13 protein-coding genes are annotated in these 15,974 nt (G+C 46.4%); 8 read left to right on the forward strand and 5 right to left on the reverse strand.

Features of this window, described 5'->3' with window-relative positions:
* The first annotated feature begins 217 nt into the window (after window positions 1-217).
* Window positions 218-640, forward strand: coding sequence for a nucleoside-diphosphate kinase (locus tag F752_RS0105020; protein ID WP_017730639.1), 423 nt, complete (start codon window positions 218-220; stop codon window positions 638-640).
* Between the two features lie 75 nt (window positions 641-715).
* Here the strand turns inward: F752_RS0105020 and F752_RS0105025 are convergent, their stop codons facing one another.
* Together F752_RS0105025 and F752_RS0105030 are read right to left on the reverse strand one after the other, a co-directional pair.
* Window positions 716-1,783 carry a lysylphosphatidylglycerol synthase transmembrane domain-containing protein gene (locus F752_RS0105025; RefSeq protein WP_017730640.1) on the reverse strand — a complete coding sequence of 356 codons (1,068 nt, stop codon included), beginning with the start codon at window positions 1,781-1,783 and terminating at the stop codon, window positions 716-718.
* Window positions 1,780-2,544 carry a segregation and condensation protein A gene (locus F752_RS0105030; RefSeq protein ID WP_017730641.1) on the reverse strand — a complete coding sequence of 255 codons (765 nt, stop codon included), beginning with the start codon at window positions 2,542-2,544 and terminating at the stop codon, window positions 1,780-1,782. Before F752_RS0105030 ends, F752_RS0105025 begins: the two co-directional genes overlap by 4 nt.
* Window positions 2,545-2,909: 365 nt before the next feature.
* Here F752_RS0105030 and dxs point away from each other — a divergent pair, with 365 nt between their 5' ends.
* Together dxs and F752_RS0105040 are read left to right on the forward strand one after the other, a co-directional pair.
* On the forward strand, window positions 2,910-4,826 hold the full coding sequence (dxs, locus tag F752_RS0105035; RefSeq protein ID WP_026135530.1) for a 1-deoxy-D-xylulose-5-phosphate synthase: 1,917 nt from the start codon (window positions 2,910-2,912) through the stop codon (window positions 4,824-4,826).
* Between the two features lie 411 nt (window positions 4,827-5,237).
* Entirely contained in the window at window positions 5,238-6,035 is a 798-nt protein-coding gene (locus F752_RS0105040) for an alpha/beta fold hydrolase (protein ID WP_017730643.1), read from the forward strand.
* Window positions 6,036-6,077: 42 nt separating this feature from the next.
* Here F752_RS0105040 and F752_RS0105045 read toward each other — a convergent pair whose 3' ends face one another.
* Both F752_RS0105045 and F752_RS0105050 read right to left on the reverse strand, forming a co-directional pair.
* The gene (locus F752_RS0105045; RefSeq protein ID WP_152425037.1) at window positions 6,078-7,031 is read right to left on the reverse strand and encodes a hypothetical protein; all 954 of its coding nucleotides are present in this window, start codon (window positions 7,029-7,031) and stop codon (window positions 6,078-6,080) included.
* An 81-nt stretch (window positions 7,032-7,112) separates the two neighbouring features.
* Window positions 7,113-7,436 carry a thioredoxin family protein gene (locus tag F752_RS0105050; protein ID WP_026135531.1) on the reverse strand — a complete coding sequence of 108 codons (324 nt, stop codon included), beginning with the start codon at window positions 7,434-7,436 and terminating at the stop codon, window positions 7,113-7,115.
* A gap of 96 nt (window positions 7,437-7,532) precedes the next feature.
* Here F752_RS0105050 and F752_RS0105055 point away from each other — a divergent pair, with 96 nt between their 5' ends.
* Both F752_RS0105055 and F752_RS0105065 read left to right on the forward strand, forming a co-directional pair.
* A complete protein-coding gene (locus F752_RS0105055) occupies window positions 7,533-9,752 on the forward strand; it encodes a S9 family peptidase (RefSeq protein WP_017730646.1) in 2,220 nt (739 codons plus the stop codon).
* A 487-nt stretch (window positions 9,753-10,239) separates the two neighbouring features.
* Window positions 10,240-11,010, forward strand: a complete 771-nt coding sequence (locus F752_RS0105065) for a hypothetical protein (protein WP_017730648.1) — start codon at window positions 10,240-10,242, stop codon at window positions 11,008-11,010.
* 301 nt (window positions 11,011-11,311) lie between these two features.
* On the opposite strand, the gene F752_RS0105075 is transcribed toward F752_RS0105065, so the two are convergent.
* Window positions 11,312-12,316: a dipeptidase gene (locus F752_RS0105075; RefSeq protein WP_017730650.1), complete on the reverse strand. Its 1,005-nt coding sequence runs from the start codon at window positions 12,314-12,316 to the stop codon at window positions 11,312-11,314.
* A gap of 327 nt (window positions 12,317-12,643) precedes the next feature.
* On the opposite strand from F752_RS0105075, the gene F752_RS0105080 reads away from it, so the two are divergent.
* From F752_RS0105080 to F752_RS0105090, 3 genes are all read left to right on the forward strand, one after another.
* Window positions 12,644-13,168, forward strand: a complete 525-nt coding sequence (locus F752_RS0105080) for a 3-hydroxyanthranilate 3,4-dioxygenase (protein WP_017730651.1) — start codon at window positions 12,644-12,646, stop codon at window positions 13,166-13,168.
* Between the two features lie 111 nt (window positions 13,169-13,279).
* Window positions 13,280-14,566: a kynureninase gene (kynU, locus tag F752_RS0105085; RefSeq protein WP_017730652.1), complete on the forward strand. Its 1,287-nt coding sequence runs from the start codon at window positions 13,280-13,282 to the stop codon at window positions 14,564-14,566.
* Between the two features lie 35 nt (window positions 14,567-14,601).
* Entirely contained in the window at window positions 14,602-15,969 is a 1,368-nt protein-coding gene (locus F752_RS0105090; RefSeq protein WP_017730653.1) for an FAD-dependent oxidoreductase, read from the forward strand.
* Window positions 15,970-15,974 lie beyond the last annotated feature (5 nt).

A 15,974-nucleotide genomic window follows, 5' to 3' on the forward strand; every position in this document is an offset into this window, starting at 1 on the left:
CAATGAATTATACCTAACTGCCATGCAGAAAGTTATCTGGTCAAGCTACAAAACTGCGTATAAATTGGATGAAAAGCAAAAATGTTAGTCTTTGGCTGTATCAAATAAAGGGTTTAACAATTCCTTTACAGCCGGAAGGGCAATTTCCGAATTATTATCTTACTTTTGCGCCTTATAATAGCAGAAAAACTATCGTTAACCTTTAACTACTAGTACAATGGCAACAAACAGAACATTTACCATGATTAAGCCCGATGCCGTGGCGGATGGAAATACAGGTGCAATCCTGAAAATGATTGAAGAAGCAGGCTTTAAAATTGTAGCCATGAAGCTGACTCTGCTGAGCGACGAGCGCGCCGGCCAGTTCTACGAAGTACATAAAGAACGCCCTTTCTACAACGACCTGAAGAAATATATGTCATCCGGCAAAATTGTAGCCGCTATTCTTGAAAAAGACAATGCAGTAGCAGACTTCCGTAAGCTGATTGGTGCCACCAATCCTGAGCAGGCAGAAGAAGGTACTATCCGTAAGAAATTTGCCAAATCCATCGAAGCCAATGCCGTTCATGGTTCCGACTCCGATGAGAACGCCCAAATCGAAGGCAGCTTCTTTTTTGCCGGAACTGAGCAGTTTGCTTAATCAGACCTGAGATGGGAGACATGAGACAAGAGATAAGCAATATAAGTAGCTTGAAAAAATCTCATGTCCCACGTCTCACATCTCCTTTCTAACTTTTTTCCTCTTCACAAACACCCTCTGCAGCCAGCGTGGCAGTACCAGTGCACCTAAAATAAGGTAAGGGTAATAAGTAACCATCCGCCAGAGCATTCCTGCAATGAGGGTATACTCCGCCAAAAATATTCCGAAGAACTGAGGGAACAGCAGGTCGGCTACGCCGGTACTCCCTGGCGTAGGCGAAATTAGCATGGTAATCCACATGACAATTTGCCGCCCAAATACCAGCATATGCTGGTCGAAGTTCAGGTCGGTAAAAGAGCTCATTACCGCATTGAGGGTAAAATAGCGAGCCACCCACACAAAGGCAGTTGCCACACTTAAGCTCAGCCAGTATTTAAAGTTCTTGCCTTTAAACTGGCGGGAGGCCAGCACAATTTCATTTCCGCGATTTATAGCACCATGTCGCCAGCGGCGCAAAAAGCCAAAGGAGGTCAGCTTTATGAGAATCCACTTAAAGGCTCTTGGTTTTACAAAAAGCGCAAAGCCCATTACAAAGGTGTAAAGGGCAATAAGGCCATAACTGATGTAAAACAGCGCCTCCAGACTCCCTCCCAGCTCAATATCAATAGCCTCGATGGCAGGGAATGCCTGCCCTTTGGACAACAGAATGGCAATAGGTGCCGCCACCACAAAAAACATATTATCGAGTATGGCCGACACCATGGCATAGGCAACGGCCTGCCCCATTTTTATCCCCTCCTTGTACAGGATAAAAATTGCTACTGCCGTTCCTCCCACCACCGAAGGGGTTACTGCCGAAGCAAACTCCCACAGCACAATAACATAAACACTACTGAGCCAGCTGAGCTGTTTGCCGGTTAACAGCCTGATGCGGTATACATAGCCGGCATCGCGGCAAAAAATAATCAGTAAAGAAAGTAGTAAGGCGCCACCCCCGGCATGCGAAATCAGCAATAACTTATCGACTGTTAGTTCATCATCGGTCAGAATCATGGCCACCACTATGCCAATACCAAGCAGAAGCGGCACCCATACTTTCCGGGGGTTGAGTGTTTTTAATACTTTATCTGAATCAATACTCATTTATTCTCTATGCTTTCCGGCACCGGAACCTCTTTCTGGATTATCCAGAAGTTGTTGAACCCCTGCCCTATCTGTAAGCGCACCTGGTTCAGCTGGAGCAGCTCCAGTATAGCCAGGAAATTATAAATAACGGCTATCTTTTCCGGTTTATACTGAATAATTTCCTCAAAAGAAAGGCGTGCCTGTATACCCAGCCAGTTTAAAATCATTTTTTTCTGCTCTCCAATGGTATAGGGGTAAGGCACCACCTGGTGCACAGGCTGCTGACTACTCTGTTCGAAGCGCCGCATTACCCGCTGAAATACCTGCATCAGCTTATACAAATCAAGGTTCTGCAGCTCTTCTTCCACATTATGCACCTCGGCCAGCTGTTTGTATTCCTTCTCTACATTTCCCCTTTTCTCACGCTGCATTTGTGCCGCTTCCATCTGCGACAGCTCCTGTACAACAGATTTGTACTTTTTATACTCCAGCAGGTGCTTTACCAGCTCCTCCCGCGGATCAATTTCCTCGCCCTGCTCGTTTAGCTGGGGCCTTGGCAAGAGCATTTTCGCTTTAATGCGCATAAGAGTGGCAGCCACCAGAATAAACTCGCTGGCCACCTCTATGTTTAACTGCTCCAGCTGCCGGAGGTACTCGAGAAAATCGCGCGTAATATGGGCGATAGGAATATCGTATATATCCAGCTCATCGCGCTCAATAAAAAACAGCAGGAGGTCGAACGGACCTTCAAACAAGGGTAATTTAATTTCAAAACTCACAGATTCGGCAACTTCGGTTTTAGTAAGCCCTTAAAATTAAATAATATCATCCAGTAATAAGGCTCATCAGCATGATTATTGTAGCACCATCATTTTACCAGTAGCTGAACTTTAGTGAACAAAGAGAGACAGCTGCCATCAGCATTCTAGATTATTTACTTATATTGTTAAACAAAACAGGCACGGCACAGGTAAATATCTTTACTTTGTTTAACCTTATACAAAAAACAGTCACTAACCAGACATGGCTTCAAATAAATAGCCTCGAACCGAAGGGCTTCTGCCGGACAGAAAGAAGCTGTAAGTTCCATAAACTTTTGCTATTTTTGCGTGTTTCTAATCTTTACATCCTTTATTGAAGGTCTATGCTGATTCAACCAGGGAAACTGCTCGCTACCATTGACAATCCGGCTGATTTACGAAAACTCAACCAGGGTCAACTAGTCCAATTGTCACATGAGCTCCGGCAGTATATCATCGATACTGTTTCGGTATACGGCGGGCATTTTGGCGCCAGCCTTGGCGTTGTGGAGCTAACTGTAGCTTTACACTATGCCTTCCAGACTCCTTTTGACCAGCTGGTGTGGGATGTAGGGCACCAGGCCTACGGCCATAAAATTCTTACCGGGCGACGCAGTCAATTTCATACCAACAGAAAGTATAAAGGCATATCGGGTTTTCCTAAACGCAAAGAAAGCCCTTATGATGCTTTTGGTGTGGGCCACTCCTCTACCTCCATTTCTGCCGCACTGGGTATGGCCATTGCATCGGAATATAAGAATGAAAAAGACCGGCACCACATTGCGGTAATTGGGGATGGCGCCATGACAGGCGGCATGGCTTTCGAAGCCATGAACCATGCGGGCTTCACCAACTCTAACCTCCTGATTGTGCTCAACGACAATAATATGTCGATTGACCCAAATGTGGGAGCGCTTAAAGATTACCTTACCGACATTACCACCTCCCACACTTACAATAAGGCAAAGGACGAAATATGGAAAGTGCTGGGTAAACTCAGCAAGTTCGGCACCAGCGCAAAAGATATTGCCTCCAAGGTGGAAACCAGCATGAAGACCTTTCTGCTGCAGCATAGCAACCTATTCGAATCACTTAACCTGCGCTATTTTGGTCCGGTCGACGGGCACGATGTTAACCACCTCGTAAGTATTTTCAACGACCTCCGCGACATTCCCGGTCCGAAGATACTGCACTGCGTTACCACTAAGGGCAAAGGCTTTGCCCTTGCCGAAAAGGACCAGACCCGCTGGCATGCACCGGGTAAATTCGATAAGGTGACCGGCGTAATCCAGAAAAAAGTATATGATACTCCTCAGCCTCCCAAGTATCAGGATGTATTTGGCCACACTATTGTAGAGCTGGCCGGGAAGAATGATAAAATTATGGGTATTACACCCGCCATGCCTTCAGGCTCTTCCCTCAACATTATGATGGAAGCCATGCCCGATCGGGCTATTGATGTAGGCATTGCCGAGCAACATGCCGTTACTTTCTCTGCCGGACTGGCTACACAGGGCATGGTGCCTTTCTGCAATATTTACAGCACCTTTATGCAGCGGGCTTACGACCAGGTAATCCATGATGTATGTATCCAGAACCTGCACGTGGTATTCTGCCTTGACCGTGCCGGCTTTGCCGGAGCTGATGGCCCTACTCACCACGGCGCCTACGACCTTGCCTATATGCGCTGCATCCCTAACATAGTGGTGGCGGCACCTATGAATGAGTCAGAACTGCGGAATATGATGTATACCGCACAACTACCACGCGAGGGCGCCTACTGCATTCGCTATCCCCGGGGCCAGGGTGTAATGCCCGAGTGGCGAACTCCTATGGAAGAAATTAAAGATGGCACGGGCCGCCTGGTGCAGGATGGAGAAGAGGTTGCTGTTTTGACCATTGGCCATATCGGCAATTATGTTGCGGAAGCCCAGAAGCTGTTAGATGTAGAAGGTCTGCAACCCGCTCATTACGATATGCGCTTTGTAAAGCCGCTTGACGAAAAGCTACTGCACGAAATTTTCAGCAAGTTCGATAAAGTGCTTACCGTGGAAGATGGTTGCCTGATGGGCGGCTTCGGCAGCGCCATCGTTGAGTTTATGGCGGACCATGGCTACCATGCACAGGTAAAGCGGCTGGGTATACCTGATTCCATTATTGAGCATGGCGAACAGCTGGAACTCCATGCCGAATGCGGCTTCGATCCGGCCGGCATCGCCAGGGCGGTTATCCAGCTGGCAGGGGTGAGTGTAGCGAAGTAGGAGTTCGCGTTGTTATTGATGGTTTTTAGTGGCTGATGCCTGGTGATTAATGGCAATGGGTAAGAGATATTGAGCTTCAAGAATATAGAATCAGGTATTAAGGCAAGGCAATATCTTCCATGGAAACTGTCATTGGTAACCGGCCGGCGCGGCAACCTCCCTGCTACCAAAGGTAGGTCCTACGTCAATGGGTACTAACTCAGGACTTCCTCTTTGAGGCTCCTTTTCCATTCGCTAAAGATTGCCACGCTCCGCTCGCAATGACAGCAGTTTAATGCCTGCTTCGCTATGACTCCTGACCACTGGCTCAAGATTCCTGCATCCGGAGGCAGAGTCCTATGCCTGACGTCCTACATCCATTGTCTATCGTCTAAAATCTATGGTCTCCAATCTCCCTACTACCTATAAATTATGAAACTTTTTTACAGCGAAAGCGGCGTCCAACATACCCATCCTCCCCTCATCCTGCTGCACGGCTTCTGCGAAACATACCAAATATGGGAGCGTTTTGAGCGCGAACTGGCCCATCGCTGCCGCGTACTCTGCCCTGACCTGCCGGGCTTCGGCAAGAGCTCGTTGCCGGCCGGCAGCTTTAGCTTGAGCGAAGTAGCCGGGGCCGTTCATGAATGGCTCCGCGACATGAAAATTGAACGCTGCATTCTTGCCGGCCATTCACTGGGCGGCTATGTGAGCCTGGCCCTGCTCGAAAAATATCCTGATGTGGTGGAAGGCATTGGCATGATTAACTCTACCGCTTATGCTGATACGGAAGAGAAAAAGCGCAGCCGCGATAATGTGATTCAGTTTGTAGAGAAACATGGAGTGGAGAAGTTTATCGATTCTTTTGTTCCGCAGCTTTTCTACAGCGAAAGCAGAGATGAGCTAAGAAAAGAGATTGAGGAATTGCTGGCTATTGCACGCACCACCCCCAAAGAAACCCTTGTTGCCTACACCCGCGCCATGCAGCAACGGAAAGACCGTCTGCAGGTGCTGCAGCACTTCAAAAAGCCTATCCTCTATATAGCAGGCGAAGAAGACACCAACATTCCCCTGGCCGATAGCCAGAAGCAGGTAAAAAAGCTCTCTGATTACGAGCTTCACATTTTAAATAAAACCGGCCACATGGCCCCGTTTGAGAAGCCGGAAGAAACCTTAAGTATTCTCCGAACCTTTGTGCACTATGTATATAACAAAAAAAGGAGCTCCTGACATTTCAGGAGCTCCTTTTTAGTTTATTCCGGATGGTTAGGTTTACTCAGTTACCTTTACATTTATTGAAATATAGGCATCTGACCCAAAACCAGTTCCATCAGCACCCAGGTAAATTTCCTCTACATGAATAAGACCTACTTTGCTGCCTCCCTCTTTTTCAGGATCAGTCATAAACGCAAGTACATCACCTTCCTGAAGGTTAGTTAAAACTTCCGGACTAGCTCCAGCTGTTCCGTTCTCAAAAGCTTCTGCTATAAAAGCTGCAGAATTATTCTCTATAAATTCAGAAGGAGTTACCTCCGTTCTTTTAAGAAGCGTATTATTCATGGCAGTCCAGTTGCCAATATTCTGCATTCCTTCTTCAGGGTATTCCGATGGAGAAGCGAGTGTTGCTTTGGCATTTGGACCGTAACGGTAACCAAAATCAATCAGGGCAGAAATAGCTTCAGTAGTACTATTCACCTCCTGAGTTGAATACGTATCCCCCGTGGTAGAACTAAACCAAACCTCATTCGTCTGATTTTCAGTTGGAGCAGCTAACAAAACTGCATTATAGGGTACTACTTCAGGCTCAAGCACATTAACAGTATAGGTGATGGTGCTTTCTTCGCCAGCTTCATCAACCGCGGTAAAGTCAAAAATCACTGCTTCCCCTGCTACTTCAGCAGTTGGAACATAGACAAACTCATAAGAGAACAATTCAACGATATCATCTCCTCTGCTTACCACAGTATCACGAACAGTCGCTCCATCTCCAACTGTTCTCTCAACAATAAAGGTATTAAAACCTCCGGGTGCGGTAACATCAATATCAAAGGCTACTTCTTCTCCTACCTCCACGGTGGTTTCGGTTTCTTCACCGGCAGCTACGCCTGTAATAAGGAGAGAAGGTGCTTCTACAATAGGTTCAACAGGGTCTTCACCACAAGCCATTAGGAGCGATGCAATCATCGTCATACTCAGGAAGTAGTGCAAAAATCTTTTTGTGTTCATACTAGACTGTTTAAAAATTTAGGGTTAAAACAATTAAAATGGGAACGCAAATCTAACAGATGAAATTGCGCTCCCACAAGTCTAGTATACCCCTTCTACAGCCAAAAGGTTTGATAATTTTCCGGAAAGTTCACTTTTTGTTAGCTGTCCGGCTTTTTTCCATAAAACCTTACCTCTGTAGCAATACATAAAGGAGGGCGTGGCCCTAATGCTGTACCGAAGGGCTGCCGCCACATTACGATCAACATTTACCTTGATAATCTGCAACTTCTCTTCATACTCCTCTGCCAGCTCTTCCAGAACTGGCAGGAAATCCTGGCAATACGTACACCAGGGAGCATAAAACATAACGAGCACCGGTGCTTCGTTATTAATTAACATGCTTTGAAATGATTTTCGTGACATACACCCAAAAAATTAAACAAATAAAAATTTTACAAAAAGTTTAACGCCGATCGTTATATTTGAGTTCATGTGAACTTTCAAACATAAAAAAATAACATGCGAAAAAATCATCACCCCTTTAAATGGCTGACTTTAATATACTTAATTTTATTTTCTAATGCCACTTTTGGACAGGAAAAAAGGACTCCGACGCTCGACGACCTATTTAAAGACCGTACCTTTCAGGTAAATTCAGTTTATGGAATTAACTGGATGCGCGACGGCCAGTATTACACCTCCCTTGTCCCGGACCAGAACTCAAACTCATTTAATATTATTAAGTTTGACATCACTACCGGAAATCCTGTAGAAACTTTAGTAGAAGGAAGCAAACTGATACCGGAAGGCCAGACAGAGCCTATTCGTTTTACTGACTACAGTCTTAGTGCCGATGAAAATAAGGTGCTGCTGGTGACCGACGAGGAGGCTATTTACCGTCGTTCTTCCAAGGCCAACTTTTATGTGTACGACATGCAGGAAGAGTCTCTTAAAGCCCTTAACGAAGGCGGCAAGGTATCCTACGCCACCCTTTCGCCCGATGGCAGCAAAGTAGCCTATGTCCGCGACAACAACCTCTACTACAAGGAGCTCGACGATATGGAAGAGGTAGCGGTAACGACCGATGGCGAGTTCAACAAGATTATTTATGGTAGCGCCGACTGGGTGTATGAAGAAGAATTTTCTTTTGCCAAAGCCTTTTTCTGGTCGCCCGACAGCGAAAAACTGGCATTTTATAAGTTCGACGAAAGCGAGGTTAAAGAATACAATATGCAGCAGTGGGGCGAACTGTACCCACAGGACTATAAATTCAAATATCCAAAGGCCGGCGAAAAAAATTCAGTGGTAGAAGTTATGGTATATGATATACCGGACGAAGAAATGGTTACCATGGATATAGGCGAGGAAACCGATATTTATATCCCCCGCATCTACTGGACTAATGACGATGACCTGCTGTCCATCATCCGGATGAACCGCCTCCAGAACAAGCTCGAAATTTTACATGCCAATATCGACACAGGCGAAACCGAAGTAGTGCTTACCGAAGAGAGCGACACGTATGTAGACATCAATTATAATGACAACCTTACCTACCTGGAAGATAATGATGGGTTTATTCGCACCAGTGAGCAGGATGGCTACAAACATGTATATTTATATGAAATGGATGGCGACCTGGTGCGCCAGATTACCAATGGCAATTATGATGTAGAAGAACTCATCGGCTACGACGAAGATCGCGAGCTGGTATACTACATCTCCACCGAAGATTCTCCACTGGAGCGCCACCTGTACCGCATTAATGTAAAAGGAAAGAAGAAGGAAAGACTGAGTGAGAAAGACGGGGTAAATGATATAAATATGAATCCCGACTTCACCTATTATATACAGTACCACTCTTCTGCTACAGAACCTTTAACTGTTACCCTTCATAAGGCGCCCAGCGGGGAGCTGGTTAAAGTACTGGAAGATAATTCAGAGCTTCGCGAAACGCTTGAGAATGTAAACCTCAACACCAAAGAATTTTTTACCATTCCTGTGGCAGACAGCATTCGCCTGAATGCTTATATGATTAAGCCAGCCGATTTCGACCCCACCAAGGAATATCCTGTACTCATGTACGTATATGGCGGCCCGGGCTCACAAACTGTACTAAACAACTTTAGCGGCGCCCGCGAATTCTGGCACAGCTACCTTGCCGACCAGGGGTACCTTGTAGTATCGGTCGATAACCGGGGTACCGGTGCCCGCGGCAAGGAGTTTAAGCACCTTACTTACGGACAGTTAGGCAAATACGAAGTAGCCGACCAGATTGCCGCTGCCAAATACCTGGCCAGCCAGCCCTATGTCGACGAGGATCGCATCGGTATCTGGGGCTGGAGCTACGGTGGTTACATGACATCACTGGCCATGTTCCTGGGGAGCGACATATTCGATACAGGCATTGCCGTTGCGCCTGTTACCAACTGGCGCTTCTACGACACCATTTATACTGAGCGTTACCTCAAAACCCCACAGGAGAATGCCTCCGGCTACGACGACTATTCTCCTATTACCCATGCTGATAAGCTGGAAGGAGCCTACCTGCTCATCCATGGCACAGGCGACGACAATGTGCATTTCCAGAATGCCGTAGAGCTACAGGATGCCCTTATTGCTGAAGGAAAGCAGTTCGAGTCCTTTTATTACCCGAACCGTAACCATGGCATTTATGGAGGCAATACCCGCCTGCACCTCTTTACCATGATGACGGACTTTATCCTGGAGAACTTATAACAGCAGGTCTTCCTTCCTGAGCAGGAAAAGAGTCTCTGTTCATTTATTACCTTAAATAGTAAGAGGTCGGCTTTAAAGTCCGGCCTCTTTTTTTTGTCCTCCCCCCCCGGCAGCTCCGTCTGTTTCTTTTACCTGAGCAGCAGAAAGGATGCCGCCCAGTATTACCAGCTTCCGCAAAGCTGCAGCTATAAGGTCTTTTTGCCACTAATCTACCTTTATAACCTGGCGCAATACAAACGGCTAAAAACAACAAAAGACCATAAATCGCACTAAACGAGCATAATCTTACATTAAACCCGCTGCTCCATTTTACACTATTATAGCATTCCTCAAAAAAAATGATTAATTTTTTTTACTCTTAGAGGTTACTTTTTCTGCATAACAGGTATATACCTATGAAATATTACCTAAGTAACCTTTACCAGGTATTTCAAACAAAAAACCTCACTACTATTGACCAACTTTTACAATATAAAATTTTAAGATTATGGAAGGATTTAACGAAATGCTGCAAAGCTGGAATTACGCCGGCCAGATAGCAGCCTTTGCTATCGCTGGTGTTGGATTGGCCATCCTTTTGTTCCATGTACTAAAACTTGTTACCGTAGGGGACAAGAAGGACAAGTACGACTACATCAATCGCCATGAGATCGATTCCCTCTGGTATGCTACCATTGCCTTTATCACTGCCGTAGCTGTTTACGTAAACACCATCACCATCACAGAACCTGAACCGGTCTGGATTTTTGTTCGGCTGTTTGTGTCTGTAATGGTAGGCCTTATATTAGGAGTTATTGCCCAGAACGTTCTTCGTTTTTACTACCCATTCTACATCGAAAAAAGGCTTAAAAAGCTTCGCTTCTCCCCGAGAGTAAATCCTAATAACGGTAACCTCATGAAGCTCCTGACTGAAGAAGAAGAAGATGTACACCTCGACGATGGGATGCAGGCCGAAGAAAACCTCCACTCTGTGGACTACGATGTATGGATAGACGTAGCAACCGGCTATACTAAAATTGAAAAATACAGCGGCCACCTGCACGCCCTGCAGTGTCCCGACTGTAATTACCAAACTTTTAAAGTTAAAAAGGAAGAGCTTATTGCAGCTCCTACCAGCACCTCCGAAGGAGAACTGGTTAAGTTTTACAGCTGTTCCTATTGCGGACATAAGGCCAAGAAGCCATTTAAAGTAGCTCCGCTGGAAAAAGAAATGAGCAAGCCGCTTGCCCCTTCCCAAACCACAATGGCAGGCGTTTAAGCGCTCCCTCTTTTCCTCATCTCTGATAACAGAGGCTGTTTCTAAAGCACTTCATCCCTCCTTTCTTCGCTTTGGAAACAGCCTCTTTTCATTTTTAAAAGTCTGTACCTTTCCATAAAGCTCAGAATCTTCTTTCAGATTTCTTTTAACACCCTTTGAAGCTGCTTTCGCTACCATAGACATAGAATGTGATATGCCACCTTTTCAGCTTTCAACCTCAATACTTCCTTCTGTGATATTTTAATGCTGACTCTGAATATCAGAAAAATAAATCAGAGACCTGCAGGAGAGGAATATTTTCCTACTCCCACAAACGTATCATAAAAGACTGGGCATTTTCATAGGATATTTTCCGAAGCTGCTCCTCGTCCATTCCTTCAGCTCCCAGACGTTCTAATATTCCGGCATATTTAGTGGCATTTTCGTGTTCCTGGAAATAGAAAGGAATCCGGCTTTTATCCGGATGATCTTTCGTGTAAAAGAAGTCTGCCCCAAAGCATAACACATCACCTGCTCCTTTTTCAATTCCATAGCGAATATGCTCCTCCAGGGCCTCCGGGCGTTCATTATTTACATATGCCCGCAGGAAGTTCATACCAATCAGGCCTTTGCGTGCAATAATCTCCTGCACAAACTCATCGGGCAGATTTCGTTTATGCTCCATTACAGATCTAAAATTAGAGTGACTGGCAATAATCGGCACTTCAAGCCCATGTTTGGCTGTATAGTTAAAGATGCCTTCTGCCAGCGCATCGCTGGTATGAGAAAGATCGATGGCGATTTTTCTTCCATCAAGGTACTCAAGCAAAGCTTCACCATCGGGTTTTAAGCCAGCCTCACTAAAATTACCTCCGCCAAAACGGTTCTCTGTATGATGGGTAATGCCTATGTAAAGAATAGGACCGGTAGTATTGATGATCTCCTCAAGCTTTTCAAAACCCTTCTCCAGGGGCTCGTCCTCCTCGCAAAAGCCCGCTGCATTTTCAATGGCAGCCACCATGCCCACTTTTTCGCTGTGGACTAATCCCTGCACGCTCTGCGCATCCGAAACAGGCACTAAATAATCGGCATAATCACTCAACAGGTTTTTATACACCTGAGCCTGGGCTCTTGCGCCCTCCGTACTCCCTTTCCGCACATCAGAATATATGGCCATTACCTGTAACTGCACTCCGCCATTCTGCAGGTAAAAAAGCGAAGCACCAATATCATTTACACCTGCCGGATCTGCTCCGGGCGCACTTTGCAGGTAGGATAGTAAATCGCAGTGGAGGTCAAATACAGGAAATTTTTTAGTAGATCTCATAAACAGTAATTTTAAATTATTCAAATAAACAACCAGGCCAAAATTTAGCAGCCCCGCACAGTTTTATTGGCAAAACAAGCGCACACTTGTAGTTGCAGCCCAATTTACTAAACAAAGCTGATATACAAACTATTGGTTTGAGAAGCACTACAGGCTAATTTTCCGTATTGATGATTTAATTTGTAAATTGGGCCTCGTAAAGGCACACCGGAATGTAAGAGGACAGGAAAGACAGACATTACAGATGATAAAGGATATAGCTGGCGCTTTCTTCAGCTTTACATTTCAGCCGCTAAACACGCATAATGAACCAGGAAAACGAATTTTATGCCAATTCAACGACCTTTTAACTTTAAGAACTGGATAGAGGAGCATCGCCACCTGTTAAAGCCTCCGGTGGGCAACCAGCAGGTGTACAAAGGCAATGATGATTTTATCGTGATGGTGGTGGGTGGCCCCAATGCGCGTAAAGACTATCATTATAATGCTACTGAGGAGTTTTACTACCAGCTGGAAGGAGATATCGTTCTGAAGATTATTGAAGATGGGAAGCCGGTAGATATCTCCATCAAGCAAGGTGATATTTTTCTACTGCCTGGTGGGGTGCCCCATTCGCCACAACGGCCGGCAAATTCGGTAGGGCTTGTCATGGAACGCTATCGCGAAGAAGGGCAGGAAGATGGCTTTATGTGGTTCTGCGAAAACTGCGGAAATAAGCTGTACGAAGAATATGCCTATGTCACTGATATCGTTAGCCAGCTACCTCCCATTATGGAGCATTTCTGGGATAGCAAAGAAAACCGCAGCTGCAGCAACTGTGGCCACTATATGGAAAAACCTGAAAGTAAATAAATACACAACCTCTTTTTAAGCATAAATTCACCTGCTTGCGCAATTGAAGCCTACCACAACAAGTATGGTGCTAAAAAAATTCTGCTAAACCCTGACTGCAGGAGCTAAAACATGATAAATCAGTACCAGTCTAATCAAGCATATGCACGGGAACAGGATGCCCGGGACCCGCTCAGACAATTCCGCGAACAGTTTATAATCCCTCCGGCTAAGTCCGGTGGAGAGGCTATTTATTTTTGTGGCAATTCACTGGGCCTCCAGCCAAAAAACACCCGCAGCTACCTTGACAGAGAACTGGAAAAATGGGCCACTTATGCAGTAGATGGCCATTTCCATGCTCCTGAGCCCTGGTTACATTACCACAGACTGTTAAAAGAACCTCTGGCACGCATTGTAGGGGCTAAGCCCGAAGAGGTGGTGGTGATGAATAACCTCAGCTCCAACCTTCATTTCTTAATGGTAAGCTTTTACCAGCCTACCACTAAAAGATATAAGGTATTAATGGAGGGCGGTGCTTTCCCCTCCGACCAGTATGCTGTCGAATCGCAGGTAAAGTTCAGGGGGTATACGCCCGAAGAGGCCATTGTAGAGGTATTTCCCCGCGAAGGGGAGCAAACTCTGCGCACGGAGGATATACTGGCGGCCATTGAGCAGCACCAGGACGAGCTGGCCCTTGTGCTTTTTGCCGGCCTGCAGTACTACACCGGACAGGTTTTCGACATGGCAGCAATCACCAAAGCAGGGCAGGCTGCCGGAGCGAAAGTAGGTTTTGACCTGGCCCATGCAGCCGGCAACGTGCCCCTGCAGCTCCACGACTGGGGAGTAGACTTTGCCGCCTGGTGTAGCTACAAATATTTGAACAGCGGCCCCGGCAGCAATAGCGGTATTTTTGTACATGAGCGCTATGCCAATCAGGCAGAGCTTCCGCGTTTTGCCGGCTGGTGGGGGCATGATGAAAAAGAACGCTTCCTGATGCAGAAAGGCTTTAAACCCATGTATGGAGCAGATGGGTGGCAACTCAGCAACGGCAATATACTACCGCTGGCAGCACAGCGCGCTTCCCTCGAAATATTTGAGCAGGCAGGCATGGATAATTTACGGCAAAAAAGCATTCAGTTAACCGGCTATCTGGAGTACCTGATACGCGAAGAGGTAAGCAGCAAAGCCAACCGCCTCCAGATTATTACCCCATCGCAACCCGAAGAGCGGGGTTGTCAGCTATCGCTCTTCGTGGAAAAGAACGGAAAGCAGCTCTTCGAGCAAATCAGCCAGGCCGGAGTAGTGGGCGACTGGCGCGAACCAAACGTTATTCGTGTTGCGCCTACTCCGCTGTACAATACCTTCACCGATGTTTTTCAGTTTGCCCAGCTTCTGAAAAAGGCCATTAAAGAGCAGTAGCATATATTAAAAGCCCTGCTGAGGGCCTTCAATTCATGATTGATTTTTCTAAAAAATACAAAGGAGATATAACGGTTCTGGGAGCCGGACTGGTAGGAACGCTCATGGCCATTTATATGGCCAGGAAAGGCTTTAATGTAAACCTTTATGAGCAAAGGGGCGATATCAGAAAGCTAAAGCTCAAAGAAGGTCGCTCCATTAACCTGGCAGTAAGCAACCGTGGATGGAAAGCCATGGAAGCGCTGGGTATCGCCGATATTGTTCGGGAGCATGTAGTGCCGATGCACGGCCGCATGATGCACAGTAAAGAAGGGCAGCTCAGCTTTCAGCCTTACGGAAAAGAAGGGCAGTCTATCTTTTCGGTTTCGCGTGGCCGCCTTAATCAGCTCTTGCTCGATATTGCAGATAAAAGTGGCGTAAAGCTGAACTTTGGACATAAATGTACCTTTGTTGATCTAAAGCATGGCATTACCTACTTTACGGTTACCGCCGAGGAGCTGAGTGAGGTGCAGGCCGACTCCGACCTGATTATAGGAGCCGATGGCGCCTTTTCTGCAGTGCGTAAAGCCATGCAGCGAACCGATCGTTATAACTTCAGTCAGTTTTACCTCGACTGGGGCTATAAGGAGCTCACCATACCGGCTAAAGCCGATGGTAGCTGGGCGCTGGAGCCGCATGCGCTGCATATATGGCCGCGTAGAGAGTTTATGCTCATCGCCCTGCCTAATGCTAATAAAACCTTTACCTGCACCCTCTTTCTGCCCTTTGAGGGCCGACAGTCTTTCGAAACAATGGAGAGCGAAGAAGAAATTACCACTTTCTTTAAAGAGCAGTTTCCGGATGCCGTTCCGCTTATGCCGGATCTCGTACATGAGTTTCAGGAAAATCCTGCTGCCTCGCTTGTTACCATTAACTGCTACCCCTGGACCCGCCACCACCGGGCCATGCTGGTAGGAGATGCCTGCCATGCCATGGTACCTTTCTACGGACAGGGCATGAATGCCGGCTTTGAAGATGTACGCATTTTTACCGAGCTGCTCGACCAGCACAATGCCAATTGGGAGTCGGTATTAAAGGCCTATGAAGAAGTCCGAAAACCTGATAATGACGCCATCTCCGAGCTGGCCATGGCCAACTTTATTGAAATGCGCGACCTGGTGGCCGACCCTAAGTTTTTACTGCGAAAGAAAATTGAAGCCAGGCTGCACGAACTTTACCCGGATCGATGGATACCTCTTTACAGCATGGTAACTTTCTCCGACATGCGCTATTCCGAAGCACAGGAGAAGGGACTGAAGCAGGCAGAAATAATGGAAAAGGTAATGCAGCAGCCGGATATTGAAGAGAACTGGCAGTCGCTGAATTTCGAAGGTATTGTAGAACAGCTGGAAAAGGAACAGTAAAAAGC

Origin of the sequence: Nafulsella turpanensis ZLM-10, assembly GCF_000346615.1 — a bacterium.
Lineage (GTDB): Bacteria > Bacteroidota > Bacteroidia > Cytophagales > Cyclobacteriaceae > Nafulsella > Nafulsella turpanensis.